This is a genomic window from Vreelandella sp. DA03-1M (assembly GCF_055725665.1).
Window position 1 is genome coordinate 166,081 of sequence record NZ_JBTHGQ010000002.1, and the last position, 12,698, is coordinate 178,778.

Genomic DNA, 12,698 nt, shown 5'->3' on the forward strand with positions numbered 1-12,698 from the left:
ATAATTTTTGTTGATGACTCCAACAGTAACGATTGATTAAGGAAGATATATGCTGCAATACCCTCAAATCGACCCGATCGCCATCGCCATAGGCCCTCTTCAGATTCACTGGTATGGCTTAATGTATGTAATCGGGCTAGTGGCAGCTTGGTGGTTGGGTCGGCGTCGCGCCTACCGACTCGGCCTAAGCCACGATGATATAGGCGACCTGATCTTCTACGCCGCCATCGGCATCATCGTTGGCGGCCGCCTTGGCTATGCATTGTTTTACGGGCTCGAACAACTGCAAGCCAACCCCCTTTGGTTACTAAAAATCTGGGAAGGAGGCATGAGCTTTCATGGCGGTCTTGCCGGTGTGTTAGTGGCTGCCTGGCTGTTTGCTCGCAAACATCAACTGGCTTTTATTCAACTGACCGACTTCATTGCTCCGTTAGTCCCCATCGGCCTGGGAGCGGGTCGCCTCGGGAACTTCATCAATCACGAGTTACCGGGGAGAGTTAGTGATGTACCTTGGGCAATGGTGTTTCCATCCATGATGGAGCTGGGCCCAGAGCCACGGCATCCTTCGGCTCTCTACGAGTTTGCCCTTGAAGGTGTCGTGTTGTTTGCCGTGCTGTGGTGGCTATCGCGCCGACCACGTCAGCGGGGCCTCATCTCTGGGCTGTTCCTGCTTCTGTATGGAGCCTTCCGTTTCATCGTAGAGTTCGTGCGCCTCCCCGACCCTCAGTTGGGATTCATCGCTTTTGGCTGGTTAACCATGGGGCAGCTACTGACACTACCAATGATCGTCGCGGGCTTTGCTCTGGTCGCTTGGTCCAGAGGTCAGCCAATGGATAAGCCAAAGGCGGCGTTAAACTCATGAAACAAGTCTTCGCTTTTCTAACGGTGGCACTCTTTATAGTCACCCCGGTAGCGGCACGTGAAGAGATGTTTGAGGTTGGTGACAAAAGTTCCCCCTTTAACCGTTCGCCCCAACGTGACTTTCTACCGGCTAAAGAAGCCTTCCGAACCACCGCCTGGCGAGACGATGATCGAGTTTATATCGGCTTCACCGCCGCCGAAAATTACTACCTTCACCGGCATCAGTTCGCGATTGAGAGTCTCTCTCAAGATATCAATTTCGGTGAGTTGGCTTTGCCTCCTGGCGAGCCAATGTCGCACGCGTCTTTAGGGAACATTAACGTTTTCTACGATCAGGTGTTGGTGAGTGCGCCCATAGAGGCGAGCGACACCGTTACCGGGCCGCTGGCCATCATGGTGACCTTTCAGGGCTGTTCCGACCAAGGACTCTGCTATCCACCCGAACAGGTCGAAATCGTATCACCGTACGGTTCGCCTCCGGCGGCCTTCACCATCAGCCCCTCCCGTGATACGGCGGGTAGCTCCAAAGGTGCCCCGTAAATGAATCCCGCCGACATGAGCCTGCCGCCGCTGGCGGCGGCCTTCGTCTTCGGCTTGCTGGGAGGCGCGCACTGTATCGGCATGTGTGGCGGCATCATGAGTGCCCTGACCTTTGCTGTGCCCCCCAGCATGCGACAGCCGAGGCGTTTAGCAGGTCTGTTGCTCGGCTATAATTTAGGTCGTATCAGCAGCTACATGATCGCTGGTGCCTTGGTGGCCCTGCTCGGTTCCGTGCTCAACCATGCACTGGACAGCTTCGCCCTGGTGTTGCGTATCCTGGCGGCGGTCATGTTGATACTAATGGCACTGTATATCGCCAACTGGTGGAAGGGCTTGCTACGTATCGAGGCACTGGGGCGCGTCCTGTGGCGCCGCATCGAACCAATAGGCCGTCGCTTGATGCCTGTTGTAAAAGTACCCCAAGCATTCGCACTTGGCTCGCTATGGGGCTGGATGCCCTGTGGGCTAATCTATTCGATGCTGGCCTGGAGTCTTGCTGTAGCCGAGCCATTGCGTGCCGCCGCGATGATGGGGGCCCTTTGGGCTCGGCACCTTGCCTGCCGTCCTAGCGACCGGAGTGGCAGCGCGCCGTGTCTCAATATGGATACGTAGCCCCGCGACTCGTACGCTAGCAGCGCTGCTGATTATTACGTTTGCCGTCTGGCAACTCTGGCATCTGCAATCCATGATAGGGATGATGGATACGCACAGTGCCATGACTTCGCCGCATCACTAATGATTACTTCGCGAATCATTAGCCTCGAAAACTAATTTACCTGTCCCAAGCGATTCGATTAGTTCCTTCAGACTGAAGCTTTCAGTCATCTTGTCTTGGTTCATGTTATCTAACCATCGCTCTATCACCTGGAGTTCTTGGGTCCGCAAGTTCAGACGTCGCCTTTGAGTGGCGAGTGGTACTGGTTCATTAAACTCTACGGTGCCTTGATCCGCCCAAGATAATATTTGTTTGATCTCTGGAAGACTAACGCCCAGCGAACGCAGGCAGTCGATAAAACGTAGGCGCCCCAAGGACTCTATATCGTAGAGTTGATAACCGTTGCGCGGGTCGCGGTGCGGTTGCAACAACCCTTCCCTTGTATAGTGACGTACTGTTTCTGCCGTTACCCCTCCCGTCTGAGCCAGCTCGGAAACTCGCATTGGCTTACCCTCATTTGTTTACTCGTAGCCAGCTGTAGTGGTTCAATAAAACCGGACACCAACGTAGGTGGTAATATTGCCACCATAAGCGAGGTGTCTGATGACCAAGAAACGACGTACTTTTTCGCCTGAATTTAAGCAGGAAGCTGCCAGCCTAGTACTAGATCAAGGGTACAGCTATCCCCAAGCTTGTACCTCGTTGGGTGTCGGTGAAAGCGCCCTTCGACGCTGGGTTCACCAGCTTGAGGACGAGCGTCAGGGAGTAACGCCTAAGGGCAAAGCGTTAACCCCAGAACAGCAGCGCATTCAGGAGCTTGAGGCTCGCTGCAAACGCCTTGAGATGGAAAAAACCATCCTAAAAAAGGCTACTGCTCTCTTGATGTCGGACGACATGAATCGTACGCGCTGATAGACCAGTTGAGTGAGCAAATGCCTGTTGAAATGGTCTGTAACGCGTTTGATATTAGCCGCTCCAGTTACTACGAGTACCGCCAGCGGCGGCACCGCGTGGACGTTGAGCGTCTGGCCTTAAAAGCTCAGGTAAACCGCCTTTTCAAAAAGAGTCGCAACTCAGCTGGCAGCCGCTCGATCAAGGGTTTGCTCAACGAAGAAGGCGTCACCATTGGTCGTTTCAAGGTTCGGCGTTTGATGAGCGAAATGGGGTTGATCTGTAAGCAGCCGGGCCCTCATGCTTACAAGCAGGCGACCGTTGAGCGACCGGATATTGCGAACCATCTTGACCGCAAATTTACACCAGACCAGCCCAATCAGGTCTGGTGTGGTGACATCACTTATATCTGGAGTGGCCAGCGTTGGAGCTATCTTGCCGTTGTGTTGGATCTTTATGCTCGTCGTGTTGTTGGCTGGGCCATGTCGTCCAGCCCAGATGCAGATCTTGTTGTGAAAGCGCTGGATCACGCTTGGGAGCAACGTGGTCAGCCAAAGAGCGTCATGTTCCATTCCGATCAGGGTAGTCAGTATGCAAGCCGCAAGTTCCGCCAAAGACTTTGGCGCTATCGAATTAAACAAAGCATGAGCCGACGTGGCAACTGCTGGGACAACTCGCCGATGGAAAGGCTGTTCCGGAGCCTGAAATCGGAGTGGATACCGGCTTTGGGATATCGAAATCTACCTGAGGCCAAGAAAGACGTTAGTGGATATCTGATGGGTTACTACAACCAGCAGCGCCCTCATTCGTTTAACGGTGGCATGCCTCCCGTTGTGGCTGAGGAAAATCTTAAATTACTGTCCGGGATTAGTTGACCACTACAAGCTTACAACCGCCAGGCTGCCCAAAGGTCAAGTCTTCAATTGAGCGTTTATGGCAAACCTTTCGGTTGTACATCGAAATTTAAAATGAGGCCTTGACCTTAAAGTCTGCTTTAAGGATATCTTACAAAAGCACCTCTGCCACAAGGTAAAAACCGTAATCAAGTCCTACCACCAGCTCGTTTGGCAGAGTGATTCACACACGGAGGAGAGTGTCATGCGTAAACGTAATACTGCGATCCTGTTTACCGCCATTGTTGCTGCCAGTAGCTTCGGAGCTAGCTCGCTTCTTGCCCAAGAAGAGAATCAGCAGGAGCCGATGGAGGGCAATGACATGCATAGCAATATGATGCAAGAAGGTGGTATGCACGACATGATGGGCGATATGAAATCCGTGATGGAAAAATGTAACGCCATGATGGAAAACATGCAGCATGAGAACGACGACGCTTGAAACGACTCGGATGGGGTTGCTTGTACGCAAGCAACCTTTTTCTTATGCGGGCAGCGTCAATGAGACCTTCCGCCCTGTTAACTAACCGGACACTCAATATATGAAACATTGGCAAGCGTTAGCTGTTACGTCTTTGCTGGCTTTTCCCGTATCGGGATTGGCGGCTGATATATCAGCGACCCTCTACAAAAATCCCAATTGCGGGTGTTGTGCCGAATATGCCAAATATTTGGAACAAAACGGCTTCGACGTGGAGACGGTCGACACCCATGATCTAGTGGAAATGAAAGCCGAGTATAACGTCCCTGAAGAACTGCATGGCTGCCATACCACGGTCGTAGGAGACTATCTCTTCGAAGGGCATGTGCCTGTTGAGAGTGTGACCCAAGTGCTTGATGAAAAGCCCTCTATCATAGGGCTGAGTGTGCCGGGAATGCCGCTTGGCTCACCGGGCATGTCGGGAGAAAAACGCGGCCCGCTCGAGGTCTATGCCATAGCCTCGCAACCGACCGATAGCCCCGACATTTACGCGACTCACTAAGGGATAGTGTGGCGATGAAACTACCCATCCTGGCAGGATATCTCGTAGCCGTATTTCTGATGACTGCCACATCCCTTGCCATGGCCGCCCCGTCAGAAAGCTCAGGGCCACAAGGGTTTCTTCTCTGGGCCACCCCCAACGACGTATCGGAAATCAGTTTCGAGGATAGCGGCGGCACCCCTTTAACGTTGGCTGACTTTGAAGGAAAACTGATTTTACTCAACATCTGGGCAACATGGTGTGGGCCTTGTCGAGAGGAAATGCCCACTTTAGATGCCCTCCAGGCTGAGCTTGGCAGCGATAATTTTGAAGTGGTCGCCTTATCGATCGACCGTAAGGGGATCGAGATTGTTAATGAATTTTATCAAGAGATAGGCATTGAGCATCTGGCTCCCTATATAGATAAAACCGGGATGGCTAGTGCAGATCTTGGGGCTGTAGGTATTCCCACGACGCTGCTACTTGACCGCCAAGGCAAAGAAATTGGGCGCCTCGTGGGGGAAGCCGAGTGGAACACTCAAGACATGATCGACTTTCTTACCGAAATGATTGCAACCAGATAATGAGGTAGCACCATGAGTTGTTGTGACGACAAAACCCAACAGAGCAAACAAAAATCGGGGCTACAAGGCCTGTTGACAGGGCCTCGCGGCCTGATGTTGCTGGGTGGCGTGGCAGTGGCTGGCGGCCTTGCTTTTGGCTGGGATAACCTGGTCTTGCTCGGCATCGCGCCTATTCTATTGAGCCTATTGCCATGTCTCATTATGTGCGGATTAGGCCTATGCATAATGAAGTGCAAAGACAAAAAAGGTGAAGCGACCGAGCAAAGCGACGCTACCAATGTTCAGGCCCAGGTAGAAGACGCTTCAGAAGTGAATGCCGACACAGCGCCCACCACTCACCAAATAGTAGATCAAAGCGAGTCAATCAAGCAGTCCTCGTCAAAATTCCAAGCCTAGCATAGGTAAAGGATAATGCTTGAAGTAGCCAATATAGGACTTGCCACTGCCTTTCTGGCAGGCCTGATCTCGTTTATTTCGCCCTGTGTTTTGCCACTTGTGCCTGGCTATCTTTCATTCATGACCGGCCGCTCGCTCGGACAACTACAGGAAGCGGATAGACGAGAGCGTCTTCGGGTATTAACCCAGTCAATGTGGTTCGTGCTCGGTTTTTCAACCGTTTTTTTGATGCTGGGAGCCAGTGCCACAGCCATTGGTCGTCTGCTGTTGGTGTATCGCCAAGAAGCAAACCTAGTCGGTGGCCTTATCGTCATCCTGTTTGGTGCCTTCATGACCGGGCTCATGCCGTGGCGCTGGTTTCAGCAAGAATGGCGGTTTATGGGTCGACTGAAGGACGTCGGCGGAAGCCGCAGTGCGGCTTATCTGCTTGGTTTAGCGTTTGCATTTGGCTGGACCCCCTGCATTGGCCCGATTTTGGGTGCCATTCTTACCGTCAGCGCTTCCACGGCCAACGCCTGGAGCGGCATGGCGTTGCTCGGCGTTTATTCTTTGGGTCTGGGTGTGCCCTTCATGCTGAGTGCTATTTCGCTCGATCGCTTCATAAAGCACCAGAAATTCCTGCGTCGCTGGGGGCATTTCATACATATAGCGGCTGGGTTGATCATGATTCTGATGGGTAGCTTAATGATCACAGGCAAACTATCCGAGCTGTCATATTGGTTATTGCGTACTTTCCCTGCCCTAGGTGTTATCGGCTAATCGTTATTTAAGGAAATATTGAAATGCACATGATCGTGAGTCGTTTTTTACGTGTCTTCTTACTGACAGGCTTGGCCGCAGTCAGCTTTGGCAGCGCCATTACGGCCTTGGCAACTGAAGAAGGGTTGCTTGCACTGCAATATGACGTAACAGGCAAACGACTGTTTAAAATTGAGGCTAACCAACTATTCCAGCGTGCCGATGAAGGCATGACCTGGAATGCGATTCCCTTGCCCGAAGACGTGAATGAAGGCCAGTTGCGCGCGGTATCGGTCCCCTCCACTGATCCGCAAGCGCTCTATATCGCAGGCCCCTCAATCGGGGTGCAGCGTAGCACCGACAATGGAGAAACCTGGCAAGAGCTTAGCGCTAACCTACCTAGCCGAGAGGTTACTGCGCTAGCTGTACATCGCCGTCAGAACGAAACACTTTATGCGGTAATTGAAGAAGACGGCATCTACCAAAGCGAGGATGCTGGCACCACCTGGAAAAAAATGGACAGTGGTCCTTCACAAAAGATTAACCGACTCGTCCACTCTGACATGGAAGGCAGCATGCAGACCGGCTGGCTCTACGGGGTATCGGACGATGCGGTGCGTCTATCGATGGACTGCTTTTGCGGTTGGAGACCGACCGGAGCACTTGATGCTGGCAGCGTCTATGATGTGGCTTATAGCCTTGGCAACCCAAAGCGAGTCTATGTGGTTACACAGCAAGGACTATGGCGTAGTGAAACGGGTGGTCAAGAGTGGCAACAAGTAGCTGGTGACGGCACAGAGCTCGTTGCACTCACACTCTCCGCCAAAGACACTCTCTATGGTTTAAACCAGAAAGGGGAACTTCTACACAGTGAAGACGAAGGCCAATCCTGGACTTATCCCGATGCGTAAGCACTGTTTTTTCACTGCCTCATGGCTGACGCTAATGGTTGTGGGGCACGCCATGGCTGAGGACCGTCCTTTTTCAAGCGATACTCCTCAGCTGGAAGACGGAAAAAGAGTTTACCGACAATACTGTGCTAGTTGCCACGGTACACAAGGCGAAGGCATGCCCAACTGGGAAGAGCAAAATGCTCTAGGCGAGTTACCTGCTCCACCACATGGGCCAGAGGGCCATACCTGGAAACACTCTGATGCCATGCTCTACCGAATTATTGCCGAGGGTTGGCGCGACCCCTGGAATAAAACCGATAGGCTAACGATGCCAGCGTATCAGGAAGTTTTGGCTCCCAGCGAGATACGAGATGTGGTGAATTATCTCAAGATATTATGGACACAAGAGCAAAGGCGTCACCAAGCAGACGAAAGTATTGAGAACCCCTTTCCAATACAAACTGGAATACCCCCAGAGTAAATAATAGTGTCTATGCCCTATAACAAATTTTCTTAGTCACCTTATGGGTCACCACACTGTTAGCTACCGTCTCAACCGCCCACTTGTGTTATTAAGTAGAAAACAACCTCTTGGTCCTTTTAACTCCGACAAACCTGCTCCCGGCGAATGCTAGCCCTTACTTAGAAAACCAACTTCGCATTGTCAGCGAATAAATATACACTTTAGCGAATCTCAAATGTTTATGTTGAGACATGGAAGTTAACAAATTTCATATAAAATAAACTTATTACCTAACGACTGAGGCGCCTTCAGGCTTAGTGAACCGCCCCGGCTTTACCGGAGACTCCATATCTTGAGAGGATGGAGTTATGAACTCACCAAAACGATATTCCCCAGAAGTCCGGGAGCGAGCTGTTCGATTAGTCCTTGAACAGCAAGGCGAATACCCGTCCAAGTGGGCGGCGATCTGCTCCATTGCCAGCAAGTTTGGCTGTACACCAGAGACCTTAAGAGCCTGGTGCAAACGCTCAGAACTCACGCAGGAAGATAGCTCGGCTAACCTGCATGAACATGAACGACTCAAGCAGCTAGAGCGTGAAAACGTCGAATTGAAGCGCGCCAATGAAATTCTCCGTAAGGCGGCTGCTTTTTTCGCCCAGGCGGAGCTCGACCGCAAACCCAATTGATGGTGTCATTTATCGACGAGCATCGTGCTCAGTTCGGGGTCGAGTCGATTTGTAGCCAGCTGCCAATCGCCCCATCGACGTATTACCACCACAAGTCACTTGAGACCGATCCTGAGCGGCGGGCAGGTCGATATCGGCAGGATGCGTTTCTTACCGCTGAGATTCAGCGAGTGTGGAAAGAAAACTTCTGCGTCTACGGTACTCGTAAGGTCTGGCGGCAACTCCGCCGTGAGGGCGTTAATGTTGCTCGTTGCACCGTAGAACGACTCATGCGACGCCTGGGAATTCGCGGCGTGGTGCGAGGCCAACGCCCCTTCACGACGATCAGTGATCCCGGCCAGAAACGAGCACCTGATTTAGTGAAACGTGACTTTACGGCCATGCGTCCTAATCAGCTTTGGGTGGCCGATTTTACGTATGTCGCTACCTGGTCTGGCTTCGTTTACGTTGCGTTCGTTATCGATGTTTATGCACGCTGTATCGTGGGTTGGCGTGTAGCAACGTCGATGAAAACGGGATTGGTACTGGACGCTCTGGAGCAAGCCCTGTGGGCACGAAAGCACAGGCAAGGGTTAATCCACCATAGTGATAGAGGAAGCCAATATCTCTCGATCCGCTACACAGAGCGTATGGCTGATGAGGGTATCGATGCCTCAGTCGGCACCACCGGTGACTCCTACGACAATGCGCTGGCCGAGACCATCATCGGCTTATTCAAAACGGAGGTGATTCACCATCGTGGACCATGGAAAGGGCGAGATGCCGTTGAGTATGCCACGCTGGGATGGGTTGACTGGTTTAACAATCGCCGACTGCTGGAACCCATCGGAAACGTTCCACCAGCAGAACGAGAAAGGACGTATTATCGTCAATTGGAGGAGTCGGGTGAAGCTGCCTGACTCAAACAAACCGGTCTCCGGAATAACCGGGGCGGTTCATAGTAAGATTGACTGGCTCACTTCACAATAAAGTTTTCGTCGCGCCACATATTTGATCTGAAGGCTGTGGAAGGGAGTTAGATTATTATGTTAGGTAAGCAATATAGTGTTAATAAACAACTAAGAGGTTCATAACGGTGACAACGACCCACTCCAGCGCTCGCGCTTATGGTTGCAAACAGGAGAGTACATATGTCCGTTTGGCTTGTAGATCGTTGACCTGCTCGTGCACATGGGCCTTAGGTGAACGTAAACCTGCTGACTTCGCGATAAGAGATTGACGCGTTTACAGAGCAGGAACATGTCGATACGATTTCCCAGGGATATCTGGGCTATGAACGTATTGGCGGCTATGAAGAGCTTCATGAGCACCTGGGAGTTAGCGTTTCAGACCCTAATGCGACCACCTATCGCCCTGTGCTGGCAATTTTTGCCACTGCGTTACTCATCGATTTTTCTGCCAGTTGGGAGGTTCAGTGCATAATATTCACTGCACGCGTGCTAGAGTATGCCGTAGCCACAGCGATCATACCCCCGGGTCTGCAAAAGCTGCAGGGCGTAGCGAGCTTTAGCGCCATGTTTCTCAACTATGACCTGCACGCCCAGCGCCAAGTCCCCTTCAGTTACGTTTACCTTCACGCCTAGATACTTCCGAAGCTACTAATTGCTGGCCGATACGCTTATCTGGCTGGCTGCGCCACTGGCGCTATTCGTTGGCACCGTGTGACAGGTTCTGTCTTTAAAGCGATATACCTCGATAAACGTGAGCTCAAGTGCGCCTGTGTCGGCAACAGTAATACCCATTAAGCTTTGTATCGCTCACCGAAAACCTAATGATGATGGGAATGAGGCTATGGATACCGCTTGGGTAATTATCGCCTACTTTTTGCGAGGCGCTTGATCAGGATCATATTTCCCTCCGATGCTGTTCAGGTTGCGTTCAGACAAATCATCCATGCTGTTATTGGGGTTATTTATTTGATTTTTCCCAAACCAACGGCCTTAACTGCTGTTGGCTCTTTGGGCGAGTTACTGAGGTGATTATGAGTAACAGTACAAGTAGTCGTTTGCTGATGTTGTGGGTGCCACTTGCTGGGTTTGTCATTTGGGCGGGATACCTGATTGGAACCGAGCACCGTCTCCACCTATTTCAGTTCTTACCTTTCCTCTTTTTGGCAGCATGCCCACTGATGCATATTTTCATGCATAAACACCACGGCGGTCATAAGGACAAAATAGACAAGGACTGAACCACTCTATATATACATGTACGCGCCTGGGAGAAAGACCATGAAAACGACACAACAAGAGCACCGCTTGGGTGTTTCCAAAAACACACTGGTGACTCGGAATTTAAAAATCAAGCCTAGTAAATCCAAACGCATTGAAGAAGCGCTGTCAGATATCGACCGACTCTATGGAATGGATAAGGTGGTCTACAACGAGAAAAACCGAAATATCAGCCTTGCTTACGATGCGCTGAGGCTCTGCATCGATGACGTTGAAAAAATTCTCAAGCTCCATGACATACAGGTCAGCGCTGATCGGTGGAACCGCTTTAAGAAGGAGTATTACCGTTTCGTCGATCAGAACGTTAAAGACAACGCTAAACAGGAACCTTGGAGCTGTCATTAATAGTCATAACGGCTACATGACACAACCAGGAGCAAGACTAGCTAGTTTAGGGTAAGAGCTGCTTGCCTGTGGCCTCGCAAAATCAGACCTTCCGTTAGTCATTTGCCATGTGGCTGCACATAGGTTCTATATTTAATTTATATAGCATCAAAAAACACCGCACAGGAGTCCTCGGCAGTTATTGCTGCTGTGGTTGCCGTTAATACAAGGAGTCGCTTTCATGGTTGGGCAGGATAGAACGCCACAATATAAAGAAAACAGTCTTTCGTTGGTCGGTGCCGTTGCATTAGGCACCGGCGTGATGATTGGGGCCGGTATTTTTGCGCTAACCGGCCAAATGGCCGAAATGACTGGTCGGCTATTTCCTCTAGCCTTTCTGGCCGCTGCCGTCATTGTCTCTTTCAGCGCTTATTCTTACGTTAAAATGTCCAATACCTTCCCATCAGCAGGTGGGATTGGCATGTATTTACAGAAAGCGTATGGCCCGACGCTTCCCACCGCCTTTCATGCCCTCCTGATGTATTTTTCCATGGTGATCGCACAGAGTTTTTTGGCGAGAACGTTTGGTTCCTACACGCTTGAGTTGTTTGACCTGGGGGATCGTTCACTATTTGTGCCCCTACTCGGGGTTGGTTTACTGCTAATAGCCTTTTTGATCAATTTATCCGCCAACCGCTTGATCGAGACCGTCGCCTCGGTGCTCGGATTTATCAAAATAGGTGGCATTATAGTGTTTGGTATTGTCGGCGTGTTTATTGCCGACTCCATCGAAATGGGTGCTGGCAACGATGCACCTACGCCTACGATAACGGGCTTTTTAGGTGCTACGGCGCTCGGCATACTGGCATTTAAAGGCTTCACGACGATTACCAATAGTGGTTCGGAGCTTAAAGATCCTAAGCGGAATCTTGGCAAAGCTATCACGATCTCGATTGCGCTATGCGTGGTGATCTATGCCCTTGTCGGTTTTGCCGTTGCCAGCAACCTATCTTTGCCTGAAATTATCGAAACCCAAGACTACTCCCTGGCCGCCGCTGCCCGTCCCGCACTGGGTGAAGCGGCAGTTGCGTTTACCGTCATTCTCGCCATGTTGGCAACGGCGGGCGGTATCATCGCCAGCGTCTTTGCCGTTTCACGCATGCTCGCCATGCTGACAGAAATGAAGCTGGTTCCTCACCGCCATTTCCACATGCCCGGCAGTGTACAAAAGCATACACTGGTGTACACCATCGTATTTGGCTTAGTGCTCACCGCTTTTTTTGACCTGAGCCGCATCGCAGCATTAGGCATCATTTTCTACCTGATCATGGATATGGCCATCCACTGGGGTGTGCTTCGTCATCTCAAGGACAGAGTGGGGGCTAATCCTGTTATTCCTAGCATTGCCATACTACTAGATGCTGTCGTGTTAATCGGCTTTTTATGGGTAAAAGCCATCTCGGACCCCATGGTGCTCATCGTTGCTGGCGTAGTAATGGCTACTCTTTTACTCGGCGAATGGATTTTCCTATCCAAACGCGACGCTTCAAACGATAGCGAGCACTCTCACACTCATTAACGTTA

15 protein-coding genes, 1 pseudogene and 1 other annotated feature are annotated in these 12,698 nt (G+C 51.2%); of the genes and pseudogenes, 15 read left to right on the plus strand and 1 reads right to left on the minus strand.

Annotated features, from left to right (window positions below; all coding sequences use genetic code 11):
• Positions 1-49 precede the first annotated feature (49 nt).
• The 3 genes and pseudogenes from lgt (at position 50) to ACXUPB_RS22885 (ending at position 2,137) form a co-directional block, all read left to right on the plus strand.
• On the plus strand, positions 50-862 hold the full coding sequence (lgt, locus tag ACXUPB_RS22875) for a prolipoprotein diacylglyceryl transferase (RefSeq protein ID WP_133729722.1): 813 nt from the start codon (positions 50-52) through the stop codon (positions 860-862).
• On the plus strand, positions 859-1,401 hold the full coding sequence (locus ACXUPB_RS22880; protein ID WP_062362913.1) for a protein-disulfide reductase DsbD N-terminal domain-containing protein: 543 nt from the start codon (positions 859-861) through the stop codon (positions 1,399-1,401). The genes lgt and ACXUPB_RS22880 overlap by 4 nt, the downstream gene beginning before the upstream one ends.
• Positions 1,402-2,137: pseudogene (locus ACXUPB_RS22885) on the plus strand (sulfite exporter TauE/SafE family protein).
• Here the strand turns inward: ACXUPB_RS22885 and ACXUPB_RS22890 are convergent.
• Positions 2,134-2,559 carry a MerR family transcriptional regulator gene (locus ACXUPB_RS22890; RefSeq protein WP_008958479.1) on the minus strand — a complete coding sequence of 142 codons (426 nt, stop codon included), beginning with the start codon at positions 2,557-2,559 and terminating at the stop codon, positions 2,134-2,136. The pseudogene ACXUPB_RS22885 and the gene ACXUPB_RS22890 sit on opposite strands and share 4 nt — an antisense overlap.
• A gap of 100 nt (positions 2,560-2,659) precedes the next feature.
• On the opposite strand from ACXUPB_RS22890, the gene ACXUPB_RS22895 reads away from it, so the two are divergent.
• From ACXUPB_RS22895 to ACXUPB_RS22950, 12 genes are all read left to right on the plus strand, one after another.
• Positions 2,660-3,822 (plus strand): IS3 family transposase gene (locus tag ACXUPB_RS22895; protein ID WP_472955951.1). Its coding sequence is split into 2 segments (ribosomal slippage): positions 2,660-2,915 and positions 2,915-3,822, totalling 1,164 coding nucleotides; the frame shifts between segments, so codons are not numbered across the junction.
• Positions 3,823-4,045: 223 nt separating this feature from the next.
• On the plus strand, positions 4,046-4,282 hold the full coding sequence (locus ACXUPB_RS22900; RefSeq protein WP_190374062.1) for a hypothetical protein: 237 nt from the start codon (positions 4,046-4,048) through the stop codon (positions 4,280-4,282).
• A 100-nt stretch (positions 4,283-4,382) separates the two neighbouring features.
• Positions 4,383-4,823 carry a DUF411 domain-containing protein gene (locus ACXUPB_RS22905; protein ID WP_008958477.1) on the plus strand — a complete coding sequence of 147 codons (441 nt, stop codon included), beginning with the start codon at positions 4,383-4,385 and terminating at the stop codon, positions 4,821-4,823.
• A 14-nt stretch (positions 4,824-4,837) separates the two neighbouring features.
• Positions 4,838-5,386, plus strand: coding sequence for a TlpA family protein disulfide reductase (locus ACXUPB_RS22910; RefSeq protein ID WP_008958476.1), 549 nt, complete (start codon positions 4,838-4,840; stop codon positions 5,384-5,386).
• Between the two features lie 12 nt (positions 5,387-5,398).
• The gene (locus ACXUPB_RS22915; protein WP_008958475.1) at positions 5,399-5,782 is read left to right on the plus strand and encodes a hypothetical protein; all 384 of its coding nucleotides are present in this window, start codon (positions 5,399-5,401) and stop codon (positions 5,780-5,782) included.
• 15 nt (positions 5,783-5,797) lie between these two features.
• Complete coding sequence (locus tag ACXUPB_RS22920; RefSeq protein WP_008958474.1) at positions 5,798-6,541, plus strand: cytochrome c biogenesis CcdA family protein; 744 nt, start codon at positions 5,798-5,800, stop codon at positions 6,539-6,541.
• Between the two features lie 23 nt (positions 6,542-6,564).
• On the plus strand, positions 6,565-7,431 hold the full coding sequence (locus ACXUPB_RS22925) for a WD40/YVTN/BNR-like repeat-containing protein (RefSeq protein WP_008958473.1): 867 nt from the start codon (positions 6,565-6,567) through the stop codon (positions 7,429-7,431).
• 52 nt (positions 7,432-7,483) lie between these two features.
• Positions 7,484-7,894: a c-type cytochrome gene (locus tag ACXUPB_RS22930; RefSeq protein ID WP_223828032.1), complete on the plus strand. Its 411-nt coding sequence runs from the start codon at positions 7,484-7,486 to the stop codon at positions 7,892-7,894.
• 350 nt (positions 7,895-8,244) lie between these two features.
• Positions 8,245-9,461, plus strand: a protein-coding gene (locus ACXUPB_RS22935; protein WP_472956783.1) for an IS3 family transposase whose coding sequence is annotated in 2 segments (ribosomal slippage) — positions 8,245-8,530 and positions 8,530-9,461 — 1,218 coding nt in all. Because the reading frame shifts where the segments join, the coding sequence is not laid out codon by codon here.
• Positions 8,520-8,636 (plus strand) — a sequence feature (AL1L pseudoknot). Its footprint overlaps the gene before it by 117 nt.
• A 1,112-nt stretch (positions 9,462-10,573) precedes the next feature.
• Positions 10,574-10,750, plus strand: coding sequence for a DUF2933 domain-containing protein (locus tag ACXUPB_RS22940; RefSeq protein WP_008958470.1), 177 nt, complete (start codon positions 10,574-10,576; stop codon positions 10,748-10,750).
• Positions 10,751-10,790: 40 nt separating this feature from the next.
• Positions 10,791-11,135: a hypothetical protein gene (locus ACXUPB_RS22945; protein ID WP_022522184.1), complete on the plus strand. Its 345-nt coding sequence runs from the start codon at positions 10,791-10,793 to the stop codon at positions 11,133-11,135.
• Positions 11,136-11,355: 220 nt separating this feature from the next.
• Positions 11,356-12,693, plus strand: a complete 1,338-nt coding sequence (locus tag ACXUPB_RS22950) for an APC family permease (protein WP_008958468.1) — start codon at positions 11,356-11,358, stop codon at positions 12,691-12,693.
• The last annotated feature ends 5 nt before the right edge of the window (positions 12,694-12,698 follow it).

Coding starts and splice junctions, on each gene's coding strand:
- lgt (WP_133729722.1), top strand. CDS start 50: ATGCTGCAATACCCTCAAATCGACCCGATCGCCATCGCCATAGGCCCT.
- ACXUPB_RS22880 (WP_062362913.1), top strand. CDS start 859: ATGAAACAAGTCTTCGCTTTTCTAACGGTGGCACTCTTTATAGTCACC.
- ACXUPB_RS22890 (WP_008958479.1), bottom strand. CDS start 2,559: ATGCGAGTTTCCGAGCTGGCTCAGACGGGAGGGGTAACGGCAGAAACA.
- ACXUPB_RS22900 (WP_190374062.1), top strand. CDS start 4,046: ATGCGTAAACGTAATACTGCGATCCTGTTTACCGCCATTGTTGCTGCC.
- ACXUPB_RS22905 (WP_008958477.1), top strand. CDS start 4,383: ATGAAACATTGGCAAGCGTTAGCTGTTACGTCTTTGCTGGCTTTTCCC.
- ACXUPB_RS22910 (WP_008958476.1), top strand. CDS start 4,838: ATGAAACTACCCATCCTGGCAGGATATCTCGTAGCCGTATTTCTGATG.
- ACXUPB_RS22915 (WP_008958475.1), top strand. CDS start 5,399: ATGAGTTGTTGTGACGACAAAACCCAACAGAGCAAACAAAAATCGGGG.
- ACXUPB_RS22920 (WP_008958474.1), top strand. CDS start 5,798: ATGCTTGAAGTAGCCAATATAGGACTTGCCACTGCCTTTCTGGCAGGC.
- ACXUPB_RS22925 (WP_008958473.1), top strand. CDS start 6,565: ATGCACATGATCGTGAGTCGTTTTTTACGTGTCTTCTTACTGACAGGC.
- ACXUPB_RS22930 (WP_223828032.1), top strand. CDS start 7,484: ATGGCTGAGGACCGTCCTTTTTCAAGCGATACTCCTCAGCTGGAAGAC.
- ACXUPB_RS22940 (WP_008958470.1), top strand. CDS start 10,574: ATGTTGTGGGTGCCACTTGCTGGGTTTGTCATTTGGGCGGGATACCTG.
- ACXUPB_RS22945 (WP_022522184.1), top strand. CDS start 10,791: ATGAAAACGACACAACAAGAGCACCGCTTGGGTGTTTCCAAAAACACA.
- ACXUPB_RS22950 (WP_008958468.1), top strand. CDS start 11,356: ATGGTTGGGCAGGATAGAACGCCACAATATAAAGAAAACAGTCTTTCG.